General features: G+C 67.6%; 16 protein-coding genes. 4 read left to right on the forward strand and 12 right to left on the reverse strand.

The features are described 5' to 3' along the window. The first annotated feature begins 22 nt into the window (after nt 1–22). Both dacB and cutA read left to right on the forward strand, forming a co-directional pair. The gene (dacB, locus tag ACLV8F_RS21095; protein WP_411886162.1) at nt 23–1,528 is read left to right on the forward strand and encodes a D-alanyl-D-alanine carboxypeptidase/D-alanyl-D-alanine-endopeptidase; all 1,506 of its coding nucleotides are present in this window, start codon (nt 23–25) and stop codon (nt 1,526–1,528) included. A gap of 190 nt (nt 1,529–1,718) precedes the next feature. Beyond that, the gene (cutA, locus tag ACLV8F_RS21100) at nt 1,719–2,093 is read left to right on the forward strand and encodes a divalent-cation tolerance protein CutA (RefSeq protein WP_411886163.1); all 375 of its coding nucleotides are present in this window, start codon (nt 1,719–1,721) and stop codon (nt 2,091–2,093) included. 9 nt (nt 2,094–2,102) lie between these two features. Here cutA and ACLV8F_RS21105 read toward each other — a convergent pair whose 3' ends face one another. The 4 genes from ACLV8F_RS21105 to purE form a co-directional block, all read right to left on the reverse strand. Then, nucleotides 2,103–2,726 (reverse strand): LysE family translocator, encoded by a 624-nt coding sequence (locus ACLV8F_RS21105; protein ID WP_411886164.1) that lies wholly within the window; start codon nt 2,724–2,726, stop codon nt 2,103–2,105. A gap of 66 nt (nt 2,727–2,792) precedes the next feature. Continuing rightward, complete coding sequence (locus ACLV8F_RS21110) at nt 2,793–3,782, reverse strand: L-threonylcarbamoyladenylate synthase (protein ID WP_411886165.1); 990 nt, start codon at nt 3,780–3,782, stop codon at nt 2,793–2,795. Then, nucleotides 3,782–5,023: a 5-(carboxyamino)imidazole ribonucleotide synthase gene (locus tag ACLV8F_RS21115; RefSeq protein ID WP_411886166.1), complete on the reverse strand. Its 1,242-nt coding sequence runs from the start codon at nt 5,021–5,023 to the stop codon at nt 3,782–3,784. Before ACLV8F_RS21115 ends, ACLV8F_RS21110 begins: the two co-directional genes overlap by 1 nt. After that, a complete protein-coding gene (purE, locus tag ACLV8F_RS21120; protein ID WP_411886167.1) occupies nt 5,020–5,529 on the reverse strand; it encodes a 5-(carboxyamino)imidazole ribonucleotide mutase in 510 nt (169 codons plus the stop codon). Before purE ends, ACLV8F_RS21115 begins: the two co-directional genes overlap by 4 nt. Nucleotides 5,530–5,688: 159 nt before the next feature. Here purE and trxA point away from each other — a divergent pair, with 159 nt between their 5' ends. Next, nucleotides 5,689–6,588, forward strand: coding sequence for a thioredoxin (gene trxA, locus ACLV8F_RS21125; RefSeq protein WP_411886168.1), 900 nt, complete (start codon nt 5,689–5,691; stop codon nt 6,586–6,588). 39 nt (nt 6,589–6,627) lie between these two features. Here trxA and ACLV8F_RS21130 read toward each other — a convergent pair whose 3' ends face one another. The 6 genes from ACLV8F_RS21130 to ACLV8F_RS21155 all read right to left on the reverse strand — a co-directional run bounded on the left by ACLV8F_RS21130 (nt 6,628) and on the right by ACLV8F_RS21155 (nt 12,089). Continuing rightward, nucleotides 6,628–7,032 carry a ribbon-helix-helix domain-containing protein gene (locus tag ACLV8F_RS21130; RefSeq protein ID WP_411886169.1) on the reverse strand — a complete coding sequence of 135 codons (405 nt, stop codon included), beginning with the start codon at nt 7,030–7,032 and terminating at the stop codon, nt 6,628–6,630. 94 nt (nt 7,033–7,126) lie between these two features. Next, nucleotides 7,127–7,708, reverse strand: coding sequence for a DJ-1/PfpI family protein (locus ACLV8F_RS21135; RefSeq protein ID WP_411886170.1), 582 nt, complete (start codon nt 7,706–7,708; stop codon nt 7,127–7,129). A gap of 120 nt (nt 7,709–7,828) precedes the next feature. Further along, entirely contained in the window at nt 7,829–8,737 is a 909-nt protein-coding gene (locus tag ACLV8F_RS21140; RefSeq protein ID WP_411886171.1) for a phosphoribosylaminoimidazolesuccinocarboxamide synthase, read from the reverse strand. Between the two features lie 112 nt (nt 8,738–8,849). Next, nucleotides 8,850–9,914, reverse strand: a complete 1,065-nt coding sequence (fba, locus tag ACLV8F_RS21145) for a class II fructose-bisphosphate aldolase (protein ID WP_411886172.1) — start codon at nt 9,912–9,914, stop codon at nt 8,850–8,852. A gap of 145 nt (nt 9,915–10,059) precedes the next feature. Further along, a complete protein-coding gene (locus ACLV8F_RS21150) occupies nt 10,060–11,397 on the reverse strand; it encodes a histidine kinase dimerization/phospho-acceptor domain-containing protein (RefSeq protein ID WP_411886173.1) in 1,338 nt (445 codons plus the stop codon). Continuing rightward, nucleotides 11,394–12,089, reverse strand: coding sequence for a response regulator (locus ACLV8F_RS21155; RefSeq protein ID WP_411886174.1), 696 nt, complete (start codon nt 12,087–12,089; stop codon nt 11,394–11,396). The genes ACLV8F_RS21150 and ACLV8F_RS21155 overlap by 4 nt, the downstream gene beginning before the upstream one ends. A gap of 129 nt (nt 12,090–12,218) precedes the next feature. On the opposite strand from ACLV8F_RS21155, the gene ACLV8F_RS21160 reads away from it, so the two are divergent. Next, entirely contained in the window at nt 12,219–12,962 is a 744-nt protein-coding gene (locus tag ACLV8F_RS21160; RefSeq protein WP_411886175.1) for a phosphatase PAP2 family protein, read from the forward strand. On the opposite strand, the gene ACLV8F_RS21165 is transcribed toward ACLV8F_RS21160, so the two are convergent. After that, nucleotides 12,889–13,758 (reverse strand): alpha/beta hydrolase, encoded by an 870-nt coding sequence (locus ACLV8F_RS21165; protein ID WP_411886176.1) that lies wholly within the window; start codon nt 13,756–13,758, stop codon nt 12,889–12,891. The two genes, ACLV8F_RS21160 and ACLV8F_RS21165, sit on opposite strands and share 74 nt — an antisense overlap. 194 nt (nt 13,759–13,952) lie before the next feature. Further along, nucleotides 13,953–15,386 carry a pyruvate kinase gene (pyk, locus tag ACLV8F_RS21170; RefSeq protein ID WP_411886177.1) on the reverse strand — a complete coding sequence of 478 codons (1,434 nt, stop codon included), beginning with the start codon at nt 15,384–15,386 and terminating at the stop codon, nt 13,953–13,955. Nucleotides 15,387–15,439 lie beyond the last annotated feature (53 nt).

Below are 15,439 nucleotides of genomic sequence, written 5' to 3' on the forward strand. Positions count from 1 at the left end.
GCCCTGCCGCGATAATCCCTTCATGACCCATGACTTGCCGCGTCCGCGCGCGCCGCGCACTGTTGCGCTCACCGTGCTGGCCGTTGTGCTGGCGTGTTCCGCCCCCGCCGCCCTGGCGCAAACCGCGCCTCGCCTTCCCGCCGTGATCGAAAAAGCGCTTGTGCGCGCCAAAGTGCCGCCGTCGGCCGTGTCCATGATGGTGGTGGAGGCCGGCAACGGCAAGACGCCGCGCCTGGCCTGGCGCACCGATGCGCCCATGAACCCGGCTTCGGTCATGAAGCTGGTGACGACCTATTCGACGCTGGACGCGCTGGGCCGCGACTTCACCTGGAAAACCACGGTGCTGCTGGACGGCAGCCTCTCGGGCGGGCTGCTCAACGGCAACATGGTGGTGCGCGGCGGCGGCGACCCCAAGCTGGTGGTCGAGCGCCTGCAGGCCCTGCTGGCCGAAGTGCAGGCCGGCGGCGCGCGGGCGATACGCGGCGACATCGTGCTGGACCGCAGCGCCTTCAGCGTACCCGCCGTCGACCCCGGCGAATTCGACGGCGAGCCGCTGCGGCCCTACAACGCGCGGCCCGATGCCTTGCTGATCAATTTCAAGACCCTGGTGATGACCTTCACGCCGGACATCCCCGGCAAGCGCGCGCTGGTTCGTTATGAGCCGCCGCTGGCGGGCGTGGAAGTGGCCGGCAGCGTGCCCATGGTGCGCGTGGGCCGCTGCGGCGACTGGCGCAGCGAGCTGCGCGCCAGCGTCGAGAACCCGACCACGATTGAATTCCTGGGCACCTACCCGTCGGCCTGCGGCGAGAAAATCTGGCCCAGCGCCTATGCCGACCCCAACAGCTTCGCGGCGCGCGCCATCGAAGGCTCGTGGCGGCAGCTGGGCGGGCTGCTGACCGGCACGGTGCGCGACGCCACGCCCCCGGAACTGGCCATGCTGCGCAGCAGCGGCACGCTGTCGGGCCAGAAGGCGCCGGTGCGCTTTGACTATGCCTCGGCGCCGCTGGTGGAGATGGTGCGCGACGTCAACAAGTATTCGAACAACATCATGGCGCAGCACCTGTTCCTGACGCTGGGCCTGCATGCCAACCTGGGCCAGCCCAAAAGCGGCACGCTGGAATCGGCGCATGCCGCGCTGGCCGCCTGGTGGCGCAAAACCCTGCCGGGCACCCCGCCGCCGGTGATGGACAACGGCTCGGGCCTGAGCCGCAGCGAACGCATCAGCGCGGCCGGCCTCGCGGCCCTGCTGCAGCACGCGGCCAAAAGCCCGCTGGCCACCGACCTGGCCGATTCGCTGCCGGTGGCCGGCGTGGACGGCACGCTGCGCGAGCGCGGCAAGGGTGTGGCGGGGCAGGCTTTTTTGAAGACCGGCTCGCTGCGCGACGTGACCGCCATTGCGGGCTATGCCAACGGCCACAGCGGCGCGCGTTACATCGTGGTGGGCCTGGTCAACCACCCGAACGCCTCCGCCGCGCGGCCCGCGCTGGATGCGCTGCTGGAATGGGCCGTGAAAGAAACCGCGCGCTAGGGCTGTCAACGGCCCTGGCGGCCTGAGTTATCCCTGCCGTCTGTGGACAAGTCTGTTGATGACGCCGGGGCTGGAAGACGAGAGCGCCATTTGGCGCGGCCTGCGTCACAATGCCTGAAATTTGGGCACTTTCCGCGCTTCCCGCAACTTCTGTCTGTCCATACCGGCAGACCCCACCGGAACTCGCACCATGTCAAAGCCCCATGACCCCGGCTATTGCCTGGTCCTGACCACGGTTTCCACGGCCCAGCAGGCCGAAACGCTAGCCCGCCGGATCGTCGAGGCCGGCTTGGGCGCCTGTGTGCAGATAGAAGCCATCCGCAGCATTTACCGCTGGCAAGGCGCGCTGTGCGACGAGCCCGAGCAGCGCCTGTCCATCAAGACGCGGGCTGATCGCTTCGAGGCGCTGGAGCGGTTTATCCGCGCGCACCACAGCTACGAGACACCCGAAATCGTGCAGCTGACTATCACCGCCGGATCGGCGGCGTACTTGCAATGGATTGATGAAGGGACGCAGGGCGATCCGGATGAGCCGGAGCCCGAAGGGCAATTCGCGCGGCCCTGAGAACAGCGTCTAGGAACGCGCTTCGCGCAAAGAGGCCGCCAGCAGGCCCAGGCCCAGCGCGCCCACGGCGACCGAGGCGACGCGGTTGAAAGTTCCGCGCGCGCCGGAATACGCGAGCCGCACACGTTCGCGCGAAAACAAATACGCCAGCAGCAGGTGCCAGCACAGTGCGTTGGCGATGATCATCGCCACAGCCGCAGCTTGAAGACCCGCGCTGGGCGCCGCCGGGAAAGACGCCGCAAACACGCTGCCGAAAAACAGCGCCGACTTGGGGTTGGTGATGTTGGTCAGAAAACCCAGCCGGAAGGCCGCGGCCGAAGACACCGCGGGGCCACGGCCGTCCAGTGCCGCGCCGCCGGAGCGCCAGAGGCGGCTGGCGACGTAGAGCAGGTACAGTCCGCCGGCCACCTGCAGCGCCAGGCGCAGCCCCGGAAAGACCTGGAAGATCGCATTGACGCCCAGCACCGCGCACAGCGACCAGATGGCGGCGCCCACCGTCACGCCGAGTGCCGCGAACACCGCGCTGTGCGCGCGGTCACTGGCGGCCAGCTGCGAGACCAGCAAGACGTTGGCGCCGGGGCTCATCATGGCCGCGACGTGGAGAAACCAGATGGTGAAGAGGACGGAAAACATGGGGATCGCCTTGTGATGACGGGGTGCCGGCCATGATAGCGGCGCGGGAAGAAACGCGCTTTCGCTTCAGCTCGCGGCAGCGCGCCCCAGCCGGTCGCGCACGCCGTCCCATTCGGCAGCTGCGGGCGGGTTTTCCACCCAGATCAGCTTGACGCCTTTGGCGTCGAAGTCGCGCAGCACGGCGAACAGCTGCTGGGCGGTGGCCAGCGCGTCGTCGGGCATGCGGCGGTACAGCACCTTGTCGGACTTGATGCGCACGATGCTGCGCGCATAGACCGCGATGTGGGCCGCGTCCGCGCCCAGCAAATCCAGCGCGGTTTGTATGGGCCCGGCGTCCATCAGGCGCAGCTTGGCGTTGGGGGCGTAGTGCGCCTCCAGCGTGCCGGAGGCGCGCGGCGCGTCGCCCAGGGCTTCTTGCTCAAATTCGTCCTTGTTGAGGACGGCTTCACCGCAGGCGGCTTCCAGCTGCGCGGGCGTGAGGATGCCGGGGCGCAGCAGCACCGGCCGGCCGCGCGTGCAGTCGACGATGCTGGACTCGATGCCGACGTCGCAGGGGCCGCCGTCGAGCACCAGCAGATCGTCGCCGAATTCCTGCTGCACATGCTGCGCGGTGGTGGGGCTGACACGGCCGAAACGATTGGCGCTGGGGCCGGCCACGCCGGTGTTGCAGGCTTTGAGGAAGGCCAGCGCGACCGGATGCGAGGGGCAGCGCAGACCGATGGAATCCTGGCCGCCGGCCGCAACTGCGGCCACACCCGGCTTGCGCGGCAGGATCACGGTCAGCGGACCGGGCCAGAAGACCTTGATCAACCTGGCGGCAAAAGGCGGCACGCCGGCGGCGTAATCGTTGACCTGTGCGGCGTCGGCCACGTGCACGATGAGCGGGTGGTCGGACGGCCTGCCCTTGGCGGCAAAAATGCCGGCGACGGCGGCATCGCTGGACGCGTCGGCGCCCAGACCGTAAACCGTTTCGGTCGGGAAGCCGACGAGTTCGCCGGCCTGGATGCGGCGGGCGGCTTCAAGAATGGCCTGCGGGTCGGTACCGGACAGGATCATCAGATGTCTTCAAGGCCCGGCAGGCCCAGGATGGCCGCCGCCTGGCGCGCCGTGGCCTTGACGGCGGCGACGTCGGCGCCGGTGACGTTGAGGTGGCCCATCTTGCGGCCGGCGCGCGCTTCGGTCTTGCCGTAAAGGTGCAAATGCGTGCCCGGCAGGGCCAGCACGGCCTGCCAGTCTGGCGTGCGGGCATTGCCTTGCGCGTCGAGCCAGACGTCGCCCAGCAGGTTGAGCATGATGGACGGCGAATGCTGGCGCGGCTCGGGCAGCGGCAGGCCGGCCATGGCGTGCACCTGCAGGTCGAACTGCGAGACGTCGCAGGCGTCCATCGTGTAGTGGCCGCTGTTGTGCGGGCGCGGCGCCATTTCATTGACGACCAGCGCGCCGTCTGCGCTGCCGTCGTCGACCAGGAAAAACTCGACGCAGAGCACACCGACATAGCCGACGTGGTGGGCGATGGTGTGGGTGGCCGCCAGCGCGCGCCGCGCCAGCGCGGCCGGCATATTGCCTTCATAGGCCTGGGTGACGGCCAGGATGCCGTCGACGTGCACGTTGCGCTGCGGCGCGAAGCCCACGATGCGGCCGTCCCAGCCGCGCGCCACGATGACCGAGCACTCGGCTTTGAGCGGCAGCATTTTTTCGAGCACGCAAGGCGTCTGCTTGAGGCCGGCCCAGGCGGCGGCGAGTTCGGCCGCGTTCTTGACGCGGACCTGGCCCTTGCCGTCGTAGCCCATGCGCGCGGTTTTCAGGATACCGGGCAGCAGGCCGGCGGACACCGCTTCGAGTTGCGCCTGCGTTTCAATCACGGCATAGGGCGCGCAACTGACGCCGGCCAGCGCGCCGGATTCGGCGGCGCTGGCGGTGAAGTGTGATTTTTCCTCGATGCGGTTTTGCGCGATGGCGACGGCGGCGGCGCCCGGCGCGACGGGACGGCTGGCGGCCAGCGCCTGCAGCGCGGCGGCGGGCACGTTTTCAAATTCGGTGGTGATCGCGGCGCACAGCGCGGCCAGTTGCTGGAGCCCCTGCGCGTCGCCGTAGCCGGTCTGGATGTGGTGGTGGCTCACCAGGCCGGCCGGGCTTTGCGCGTCGGGGTCCAGCACGGCGGTGAAGTAGCCCAGGCGCTGCGCGGCGTGCACAAACATGCGGCCCAGCTGGCCGCCGCCCATCACGCCCAGCGTGGCGGGCTGGCCGGAGGCGGAAACGGTGCCGGGGAAAACAGGGAGTCCGGAAGGAAGGCTCATGCGGGCGGCAGGGTCATGGCGTGGGCGGCGGCGGTCTGCTCGGCGCGGAAAACCTGCAGTTGGGCGGCCAGCGCCTTGTCGTGCAGGGCCAGCATGGCGACGGCGAACAGGGCCGCATTGGCCGCGCCGGCGTTGCCGATGGCGAAGGTGGCGACGGGAATGCCCTTGGGCATCTGCACGATGCTGTGCAGCGAATCGACGCCTTGCAAATGTTTGCTGGCCACCGGCACGCCCAGCACCGGCACGGTGGTCTTGGCGGCCAGCATGCCGGGCAGGTGGGCGGCGCCGCCGGCGCCGGCGATGATGGCCTGCAGGCCGCGCCCCTGGGCGGCTTCGGCATAAGCGAACATCTCGTCGGGCATGCGGTGGGCCGACACCACGCGCGCTTCATGCGCCACGCCGAAATGGGTGAGGATCTGCACCGCGTGCTGCATGGTCTCCCAGTCGCTGCTGGAGCCCATCACCACACCCACCAGGGGGGTCGCCGTCTTGTTTGTCGTCGTCATTGGGACCTTCTGGGTCTTGGGGTTTGCGGGGCCGTGAGCCCGTAAACCGTGATTTTAAGGGCTAGGCCCTGCATGCTATCGTTTGGGCCTGCTCCCGGACTACACCGGCCCCGCCGCGCCGGTTGAAACCCCTCTTTCCAGCCCCACCTCTACTCAATCATGATCGACGTCACCATTGCCAATTTCGAAGCGGAAGTTGTTGCCGCTTCCATGACCACCCCCGTGCTGATCGACTTCTGGGCGCCCTGGTGCGGCCCCTGCAAGTCGCTGGGCCCGATTCTTGAAAAGGTGGAAATCGAATACGCCGGGCGCTTCAAGCTGGTGAAGATCGACTCCGACCAGGAGCAGCAGCTGGGCGCGGCCTTCGGTATCCGCAGCATCCCGACCTGCATCCTGATGATGAACGGCCAGCCGGTGGACGGTTTTGCCGGCGCCCTGCCCGAAGGCAAGGTCAAGGAGTTCCTCGACAAACACCTGCCGCCGGCGGACGAACTGGCTGAAGGTGAAGAGCAGGAACTGGCGCTCGAGGAAGAAAGCACCGACCCGGACGCGGTGCTCGAAAAACTCCAGCACGCGGTGGCCGCCAACCCGGCGGACGACAACGCGCGCTTCGACTATGTGAAGCTGCTGCTGCAACTGGGCCGCGAGGACGACGCCAAGGTGGCCTTCGCGCCAGTGATCGCCCAGACCACGGTGGTGCGGCGTTTTGACTCGCTCAAGCGCTGGATGGACGCCATGGATTTTGTGACCCTGCAGGATGCGGGCGCCGCGGCGGGCCTGGACGCCAGGATCACGGCCAACAAACGCGACTTTGAAGCCCGCTTTGACAAGGCGCGCGGCCTGCTGGTTCAGCAGCGCTGGACCGAAGCGCTCGACGAATTGCTGGAAATCCTGATGCGCGACAAGGCCTGGAACGAGGAACTGGCGCGCAAGACTTACATCGCCATCCTCGACGTCATGGAAGCGCCCAAACCCAAGGTGGCCGACGGGCAGATTCCGCCTGAAGACCCGGTCGTGGCGACCTATCGCCGGCGCCTTTCCAGCGTCGTGCTCAGCTGAGGAGGCTGCGGCGCTGCGTCAAGCGCTGCTCAGGCGCCTTTACGCGGCCAGTGTCCGCGAATCGCCGCGGGCCCGCATTTCCCCCGGCTCCCCCGATGAAAAAGGCCGCCGCTCCGTGGCCAGCACACGCCGCGCATTGAGGCTGCGGATGGGAATGGACGCATCGCGCGGTATGCCGCCCGAAAGCTGCAGCGCCAGGTAGCGGCCGCAGCACACGCGCAGGAAGGACGCAAAATTGTCGACCCCGCCCCGCTCGGCCACCAACTCGTCGTGCAGCCGGGTGCACAGCTGGGGCACGCTCATGCCGTCGCGCCGGGCAACATCGCCCAGCACGTCCCAGAACAGGTTTTCCAGCCGGATGCTGGTGGCCACGCCGTGCAGGCGGACCGAACGGATACGGCTTTCGTAGAGCGCCGGGTCGGCGCTGATGAATACCTCGCACATGATGTGTCTCCAGCGGCGGTTTTTCGGGCACTTTTCGCAGTGCCTCTGTCAAATTCTCAGATACCGGAAATCATGCGCCGCGCACCGGCCGGCGTCAATGCGTGATCCGCGTCCCGAGCAGGGCCAGGAACTGGGCGATCCAGGCCGGATGGGCCGGCCAGGCGGGCGCCGACACCAGGTTGCCCTCGGTATGGGCCGCGTCGATGGCGATGTCGGCATAGCGGCCGCCGGCGCGCTCGACCTCGGTGCGGCAGGCTGGGTAGGCCGAGCAGGTTCGGCCCTTGAGCACGTCGGCGCCCGCCAGCAATTGCGCCGCATGGCAAATGGCGGCCACCGGTTTGTTGGCCTCAAAAAAGTGCTTCACCATGGCTATCACGGCCGGGTAGGTGCGCAGGTATTCCGGGCCGCGCCCGCCCGGCAGCAGCAGCGCGTCGTAAGCCTCGGCCTTGACCTGGGCGAAGGTGGCGTTCAGCGCAAAGTTGTGGCCCGGTTTTTCGCTGTAGGTCTGCGCGCCTTCAAAATCGTGGATCGCCGTCTTGATGGTGTCGCCGGCCGCCTTGTCGGGGCACACCGCATGCACGGTGTGGCCCACGGCCAGCAAGGCCTGAAAGGGCACCATGGTCTCGTAGTCCTCGCAGTAGTCACCGCAAATCATCAGTATCTTTTTGCGTGCCATGTCTGTCTCCTGGGATGGAATGAAGGAACAGACCGATTCTGGGCACACCACGGAATCCGTGGTGTTAGCGGGCTGTGACACGAACGAACAACGGACGGCGGGCCCGGCCCCCCGCCGGCCTCAGGCCGTGAGCCGCGTCAGCGCTTCCTGGTACTTGGCGGCTGTTTTGGCGATCACGTCGGGCGGCAGGTGGGGCGCCGGGGGCGTCTTGTCCCAGGGCTTGCCGTTGATGCGCACGGCCTCCAGCCAGTCGCGGACGAACTGCTTGTCATAGCTGGGCGGGTTCAGCCCGGCCGCATAAGCGGTTTCATAGCCCTCGACGGGCCAGTAGCGCGAGGAGTCGGGCGTCAGCACTTCGTCCATCAAGGTGAGCGTGCCGTTTTCGTCGAGGCCGAACTCGAACTTGGTGTCGGCAATGATGATGCCTTTGGTCAGCGCGAAGGCGGCGGCGGTGCTGTAGATCTCGAGGCTGATTTTTTTGATCTGCGCGGCGAGCTCGGGGCCGACGACTTTCACGACCTGTTCGTAGCTGATGTTCTCATCGTGCTCGCCGGCTTCGGCCTTGGCGGCCGGCGTGAAGATGGGCTCGGGCAGCTTGCCGGCGTTCTTCAGGCCCGCGGGCAGCGGCACGCCGCAGACGGCCTGGCTCTCCTGGTATTCCTTCCAGCCGCTGCCGGCCAGGTAGCCGCGCACCACAGCCTCGACGGGGATGGGCTTGAGGCGCTTGACCAGCATGGAGCGGTCTACCACCTGCGGGACTTCGGCCGGCGTGACCACGCTTTCGGGCGTTTCGCCGGTCAGGTGGTTGGGGCAGATGTGGCCCAGCTTGCCGAACCAGAACAGCGCCATCTGCGTGAGCAGCGCGCCCTTGCCGGGAATCGGCTCGCCCAGGATGACGTCGAAGGCGCTGAGCCGGTCGCTGGCCACCATCAGCAGCCTGTCCTTGCCCACGGCGTAGTTGTCGCGCACCTTGCCGCGCGCGAGCAGGGGCAGGGAGGTCAGGGCGGAGGTGTGGAGAGCTTGGGTCATGGTGGGGCGTCAGAGGGAGTCAAAGTAAAAAACCCGCGCGACTCGCAAGAGTCCGCGGGCTTTGAATTATCGCCAATCCGCGCGGGCGGTTGGCGGGTTTATTCACTGCGCCTTAATGCACGACCTGGGCCAGTTCACCCTTGGCATATTTGGCGGCCACGACCTGCAAGGTGTCGCCCTTGATCTTGGCGCCCTGGCCTTCGCAGCCGAACTCGATGTAGCGCTGCTTGCACAGGGCCTTGGCGGCTTCGCGGGCGGGCTTGAGCCACTCGCGGGCGTCGAATTTTTCGGGGTTTTCGGCCAGGAACTTGCGCACCGCGCCGGTCATGGCCAGGCGGATGTCGGTGTCGATGTTGATCTTGCGCACGCCGTGCTTGATGGCTTCCTGGATTTCCTCGACGGGCACGCCGTAGGTCTCTTTCATGTTGCCGCCGTACTGGCGGATGATGGCCAGCATTTCCTGCGGCACGGAGGAGGAGCCGTGCATCACCAGGTGGGTGCTGGGGATGCGTTTGTGGATTTCCTTGATGCGGTCGATGGCCAGGATGTCGCCGGTGGGCTTGCGGGTGAATTTGTAGGCGCCGTGGCTGGTGCCGATGGCGATCGCCAGCGCGTCGATCTGCGTGCGCTTGACGAAGTCGGCGGCCTGCTCGGGGTCGGTCAGCAGTTGTTCGCGCGTCATGGTGGCGTCGGTGCCGTGGCCGTCTTCCTTGTCGCCCTTCATGGTTTCCAGCGAACCCAGGCAGCCGAGCTCGCCTTCGACGGTGACGCCGTACTTGTGGGCCAGCTGCGAGACCTTCTTCGTCACGTCGACGTTGTATTCATAGCTGGCGATGGTCTTGCCGTCGGCTTCGAGCGAACCGTCCATCATCACGGACGAGAAGCCGAGGTTGATGGCGCCCTGGCAGACGTCGGGGTTCTGGCCGTGGTCCTGGTGCATGACCAGGGGGATGTTGGGGTACATCTCGATGGCCGCTTCGATCAGGTGCTTGATGAAGGGCTCACCGGCGTATTTGCGGGCGCCGGCGCTGGCCTGCAGGATGACGGGCGCGCCGGTTTCCTTGGCCGCTTCCATGACGGCTTGCACCTGCTCGAGGTTGTTGACGTTAAAAGCCGGAATGCCGTAGCCGTTGACTGCCGCATGGTCCAGCAGCTCGCGCATCGAAACGAGTGCCATGATCAGAATCCCCAGAAAGTTAAAAACGCTGCCAGAAAAAGGCGGGTTCCCGGCGGAAGGCCGCGCAGCACGAGGGCTGCCTGGTGGGCCGTAACCGCGAAGTAACCGAAGGCCTCATTCTAACGGCTGCGTAAAGACCACTTATTCAGGGAATTAGCGGCAGAACCATGCGGTAACACCGTGTAAAAGGCACGGGCGCGGGTGTCTGCCCCAAGCGGCCGCCGTGCACGTCCATCACGCGGCCGACGATTTTGTGGCCTAGGCCCAGTCTTTCGGCAGAAGGCGCGGCGGCGCCCGCGCGGGCCAGGCCGTCATCACACACTTGCAGCCATGCGCCATCGGCGTCACGGCCCCACTGGACGCAGACGGCGCTGCCCCGGGCCGTGTGCTGCAGGGCGTTGTCGATGAGGTTGCGCAGGGCCAGCTCCAGCAGCAAGGGATGGGCCAGAACCTCCAGCCCGGCCTCGCCCTGCACGCTGAGCGTGTGCCCGCTTTCCCAGGACGCCTGCGCGTAGCCGGCCACCACGTCCCCGGCCAGCGTGCCCAGGTCCAGGCGCCGCATCTGCTGCTGCAGGTCCGCGCGGCTGGCCCGCGCCAGCGAAAGCAGCTGGGTGATGACGTGACCGGCGCGCATCGCATCGGCTCCGATTTGCGCCAGCGCCTGCTCGCGCGCGGCAGGCGCAAGCGCTCCGCGCAGCGAGGCCGCCTGCAGGGCGATGGAGGACAGCGGGGTGCGCAGCTCGTGCGCCACCTCGCTGGCGAGCTGGCGCTCGCGCTCAAGCGAGGCCTGCTGCTGGCCCACCAGCGTATTGATGGAGCGCACGACCGAGTTGAATTCGCGGTAGGGATGGCGCGCCTGGAGGCGTTCGGCCTTGTCCACCTCAAGCTCGGCCACGTCGCGCGACAGCGCCTGCAAGGGCCGCAGGCCACGCCAGATGGCCGCCCCCAGGGCGAGGGCCACCACGGGCAGCAGCCACAGGCCCGGCCCGGCCAGTTGCCCGGCGACGTCGGCGGCCATCTCGTCGCGCTCGTCGGCGCGCACCAGCACCATGACCTGCCGCGTATGCGAGGCGTCCCACTGCGAAAAGCTGCGCCAGGTGGTCCGGGGCGACCCCAACTCCAGGTCGGCGAAACCGGCCTGTTCGCTGAAGGGCGGCAGGGGCGCGTCGCCTGAACGGGCCAGCAGCCGGCCGCCGGCGTCGCGCACCAGCACGCTGAGGGAAGGCTGGTAGTCGTGGCTCTTGAGCGTGGGAATGGCGGGGCGGACGGTTTCGCGCGCCGCGTCCACGAAGGGCGGCAGGTCCAGGTTGAGCATCAGGGCCGCCGTGCCGGCCAGGTGCCCGTCGGTCAGCTCGCCGGCTTCATGGACACCGGTGCGGTAGCCCACCGCGACGAAGCCGGCCCACACCAGCAGCAGCGCCGCCAGCACCCACAGCAGCAGCCGGCGCGTGAGCGAGGCCTGCGGACGTACCGCGGGTTTCATGAGCCGTCCTCCCGCGGAATGAAATAGCCGACGCCGCGCATGGTCTGGATCAGCCCCTCGCCCAGCTTGCGCCTCAGGTGGTGCACGTGCACCTCGACCGCGTTGCTGCCGACGGCGTCCTGCCAGTTGTAAAGGCGCGCCTCAAGTTGCTGGCGCGACAACACGCGGCCGCGCGACTCCAGCAGCAGGAGCAGCAGGGCGAATTCGCGCGGCGCCAGTTCCACGCCCTCCCCGGCGCGCAGCACCGTGCGCGCGGCCGGGTCGATCACCAGTTCGCCGTGAACCAGCAGCGGATGGGCGCGGCCGGCCGCGCGCCGCAGCAGCGCGCGCATGCGCGCCTCGAGCTCGTCCAGGTCAAAGGGTTTGACCAGGTAATCGTCGGCGCCAAGGTTGAGGCCCGAAATCCGGTCGGCGACCTGATCGCGCGCGGTCATGATGAGTACGGGCGTCAGCGGGTCGGGCAAGATCCCGGGCGCACCATTGCGGGCGTGCCGCAGCTGCAGCAGCAGGTCGCCGCCGTCGCCATCGGCCAGCCCCAGGTCCAGCAGCACCAGGTCGAAGGGCTCGCTGGACAGGGCCGACCATGCCGAGGCCAGGCTGGCGCAGGTATCCACCGCATAGCCCCGCTGCTGCAGGTTGGTCCGCAGCCCCAGGGCGATGCCGGCATCGTCTTCCACCACCAGGATTCGCATGGGGCCATTGTCATGCGCTTGAGGCGCCGGCAGGGATTTTCACGGCCCGTCGCAAGGCCTTAAGGGTGAGTTAAGACGCTCCCGATATCTTGCGGGCTTCCTTGGCCACGCGCGCTCGCGCGAATTCCCATGACCGCTCCTTCCTTCACCGGCGACAGCGCCGCCCTTGTCTCGCGTGTTTTCGCGGGAACACTGCTCAGCCTGGCGTTGCTGCTGGCCTGGGACCATTCAGGCCTGGACCTGTGGATGGCGCGCGGGTTCGGCTCCCCAGTCGGTTTCCCGCTTGAGAGCCACTGGTTCTGGCGCGGCACGCTGCACGACGACATCCGCTGGCTGCCCTGGGGAGTCGAGCTGGCGCTGCTGGCCGGCATGGTGCGGCCTTTCGGCGCCCTGCGCCAGCTGGCCGTGGAGCGCCGTGCCCAGCTGGCGCTGACCACGCTGGTCTCGCTGCTGGTGGTGTCCACCCTCAAGCTGCACAGCCTCACGAGTTGCCCGTGGGAGCTGCACGAATTCGGCGGCACGGTGGCCTATGTGTCGCACTGGGCCTGGGGCGTGCGCGACGGCGGCAGCGGCGGCTGCTTCCCCGCCGGCCATGCGTCGGCGGGGTTTGCCTTTCTGGGTGGTTTTTTTGCGTTCCGCCACGCCCTGCCCCGGACGGCGCGGCGCTGGCTCGCCGGTGCATTACTCGCAGGTTTGGTATTGGGCCTGGCGCAGCAGCTGCGCGGTGCCCACTACATGAGCCACACGCTCTGGACCGCCTGGCTTTGCTGGGCCACGGCAGCCCTGGCCGACAACATCGTCAGCCAGATGATTTCACAAAGGCCGCGACCCGCTCCAGCACAGGCGCCCTCCCTCTCAACACGGGGGCGATAGAGCCCACCAGGGTCGCATGGCCCACACCGCTGAACAATTCCGATTGCACGCGCACGCCGCTGTCCCCGAGCCGGCGGGCCAGGGCCACGGTGTTGCGCTGCGGGTTGACGGTGCGATCCTCGGCCGCTGCGAGCAGCAGCGCGGGAGGCGAAGCCCGCGAGGCATGCGCAAGCGGCTGGCTGTCGGCGGGCGTGGCCGGCCACTCGAACGCCACCCGCGACTGGGGATCGACGATGGGCAGGAAGTCGTAAGGACCGGCCAGACCTATCCAGCCGGCCAGCTGCGAGGGCGCCATTCCCTCGGCCCGCAGCCAGCGCGCATCAAGGGCAACCATGGCCGCGTTGTAGGCGCCGGCACTGTGGCCCATGACAAAAACACGGGCCGGGTCCGCACCGAACTCGGCGGCATGGTCCCTGGCCCAGCGCACGGCGCGCGCGCTGTCCTGCACAAAAACGGGGTAGCGGACCGCCGGGCTCAGCCGGTAGTCGGCGATGACGGCGACGATGCCCTGCGAGGCCAGGGCTTCGCCGACAAAGCGGTAATCGGCGCGCTCGCCGGAGGACCAGTTGCCGCCGTAGAAAAACACCCCCAGCGGCGCATTGCGGCTTTCGCCGGCCGGCTGGTACACATCGAGCCGCTGGCGCAGCTCGGGCCCGTAGGCCAGCCCTTCGCTGCGGCGGTAGGTGTCGGTGGGCACCGTGGCGTTGAGGAGGTCGACAGCCGAGCACGCGCTGAGCAGCGCGGGCAGCATGGCAAAAAGCGAGCGTCTGGGCAATCTGGAATCTATGTTGGGCATGGACTTCAGAATACGCAGGCAACCGCCCCGCTGGATTCAGCCGATCTTCCCAGGCTGCATAGGACAAGGCCTTTAAGAGCACGGGACTCTTTGTTCCAGCAGGGGCCGCGGAACGGGCTTTGCCCGGCCGCAGGCGCAGCGGCCCCCTCGGGGGGCAGGGAGCTACACGAAGTGAGCGACCGTGGGGGCCATATCTACGCCACTCTGCAGATCTTCAGCATGTTGGTGCCGCCCGGCGCGCCCATGGGCTCGCCGCAGGTGATGGCGTAGACGTCGCCGCTTTGCACGATGTTGCGGCGCAGCAGGTGGCCTTCGGCCTGCTCGAGCGCGGTGTCGCGGTCGGCGCTGGTGTCCATCAGCAGGGGGCGCACGTTGCGGTACAGCGCCATCTTGCGCTGGGTGGCCAGGCGCGGCGTGAGCGCGTAGATCGGCACACGGATGTCGTGGCGGCTCATCCACAGGGGGGTGGAGCCGCTGTCGGTCAGCGCGACGATGGCCTTGGCGCCCAGGTGGTGGGCGGTGAACAGCGCGCCCATGGCGATGGACTGGTCGATGCGGCTGAAGGTCTTGCCGGAAAAATCGCCTTCCAGCTCCTTGTATTCGGCCTTCTCGGCTTCCTCGCAGATCTTGGCCATTTCCTCGACGGTCTCCAGCGGGTACTTGCCGGCGGCGGTTTCGGCGCTCAGCATCACCGCGTCGGTGCCGTCCAGCACCGCGTTGGCGACGTCGCTGACCTCGGCGCGCGTGGGCACCGGGTTGACGATCATGGATTCCATCATCTGCGTGGCGGTGATGACGACCTTGTCGCCGGCGCGCGCCATCTTGATCATGCGTTTTTGCAGCGCCGGCACGGCGGCGTTGCCGACTTCGACGGCCAGGTCACCGCGGGCCACCATGATGCCGTCGCTGACGCGCAGGATTTCTTCAAGCTTGGGAATGGCTTCGGCGCGTTCAATCTTGGCGATCAGGCCGGGCTTGTGTTTGTAGGGCGCCGCGGCTACGTTGCACAGCTGGCGGGCCATTTCCATGTCGGTGGCGTTTTTGGGAAAGCTCACGGCAACGTAGTCGGCCTGGAAACTCATGGCCGTCTTGATGTCTTCCATGTCCTTGGCGGTCAGCGCCGGGGCGGTGAGGCCGCCGCCCTGCTTGTTGATGCCCTTGTTGTTGGACAGCTCGCCGCCCAGCTTGACGGTGGTGTGCACTTCTTCGCCGCGCACGACGTCCACCGTCAACACAATCAGGCCGTCGTTGAGCAGCAGCACGTCACCGGCTTTCACGTCGCGCGGCAGTTCCTTGTAGTCCAGGCCCACGCCCTTGATGTCGCCGGGCTCGGTGCGGGAGGCGTCGAGCACAAACTTGCCGCCCGGCTCAAGCTGGACCTTGCCTTCGGCGAACTTGCCGACGCGGATCTTGGGGCCTTGCAGGTCGGCCATGATGGCGACTTCGCGGCCGGCGCGCTGGGCGGCTTCGCGCACCAGCTTGGCCCGGTCCACGTGGTCCTGGGCCGTGCCGTGGCTGAAATTGAGGCGCACCACGTTGACGCCGGCGCGGATCATTTTTTCCAGCAGTGCGGGGTCACTGGAGGCGGGCCCGAGGGTGGCAACGATCTTGGTGGCGCGACGCGGCATAGTGAATGTCTCCATGTAATTTAGTTTCCGATTTTCACACGGAAACGGTTACA

This window comes from Polaromonas sp. YR568 (assembly GCF_943369675.1).
Classification (GTDB): Bacteria; Pseudomonadota; Gammaproteobacteria; order Burkholderiales; family Burkholderiaceae_C; genus Polaromonas.

What these genes read in the sequence shown, in the direction of transcription:
- ACLV8F_RS21155 (WP_411886174.1), bottom strand. Translation starts at nt 12,089, where the DNA reads ATGCGAATCCTGGTGGTGGAAGACGATGCCGGCATCGCCCTGGGGCTG.
- ACLV8F_RS21115 (WP_411886166.1), bottom strand. Translation starts at nt 5,023, where the DNA reads ATGAGCCTTCCTTCCGGACTCCCTGTTTTCCCCGGCACCGTTTCCGCC.
- dacB (WP_411886162.1), top strand. Translation starts at nt 23, where the DNA reads ATGACCCATGACTTGCCGCGTCCGCGCGCGCCGCGCACTGTTGCGCTC.
- cutA (WP_411886163.1), top strand. Translation starts at nt 1,719, where the DNA reads ATGTCAAAGCCCCATGACCCCGGCTATTGCCTGGTCCTGACCACGGTT.
- fba (WP_411886172.1), bottom strand. Translation starts at nt 9,914, where the DNA reads ATGGCACTCGTTTCGATGCGCGAGCTGCTGGACCATGCGGCAGTCAAC.
- ACLV8F_RS21135 (WP_411886170.1), bottom strand. Translation starts at nt 7,708, where the DNA reads ATGGCACGCAAAAAGATACTGATGATTTGCGGTGACTACTGCGAGGAC.
- ACLV8F_RS21140 (WP_411886171.1), bottom strand. Translation starts at nt 8,737, where the DNA reads ATGACCCAAGCTCTCCACACCTCCGCCCTGACCTCCCTGCCCCTGCTC.
- trxA (WP_411886168.1), top strand. Translation starts at nt 5,689, where the DNA reads ATGATCGACGTCACCATTGCCAATTTCGAAGCGGAAGTTGTTGCCGCT.
- ACLV8F_RS21160 (WP_411886175.1), top strand. Translation starts at nt 12,219, where the DNA reads ATGACCGCTCCTTCCTTCACCGGCGACAGCGCCGCCCTTGTCTCGCGT.
- ACLV8F_RS21165 (WP_411886176.1), bottom strand. Translation starts at nt 13,758, where the DNA reads ATGCCCAACATAGATTCCAGATTGCCCAGACGCTCGCTTTTTGCCATG.
- pyk (WP_411886177.1), bottom strand. Translation starts at nt 15,386, where the DNA reads ATGCCGCGTCGCGCCACCAAGATCGTTGCCACCCTCGGGCCCGCCTCC.
- purE (WP_411886167.1), bottom strand. Translation starts at nt 5,529, where the DNA reads ATGACGACGACAAACAAGACGGCGACCCCCCTGGTGGGTGTGGTGATG.
- ACLV8F_RS21150 (WP_411886173.1), bottom strand. Translation starts at nt 11,397, where the DNA reads ATGAAACCCGCGGTACGTCCGCAGGCCTCGCTCACGCGCCGGCTGCTG.
- ACLV8F_RS21130 (WP_411886169.1), bottom strand. Translation starts at nt 7,032, where the DNA reads ATGTGCGAGGTATTCATCAGCGCCGACCCGGCGCTCTACGAAAGCCGT.
- ACLV8F_RS21105 (WP_411886164.1), bottom strand. Translation starts at nt 2,726, where the DNA reads ATGTTTTCCGTCCTCTTCACCATCTGGTTTCTCCACGTCGCGGCCATG.
- ACLV8F_RS21110 (WP_411886165.1), bottom strand. Translation starts at nt 3,782, where the DNA reads ATGATCCTGTCCGGTACCGACCCGCAGGCCATTCTTGAAGCCGCCCGC.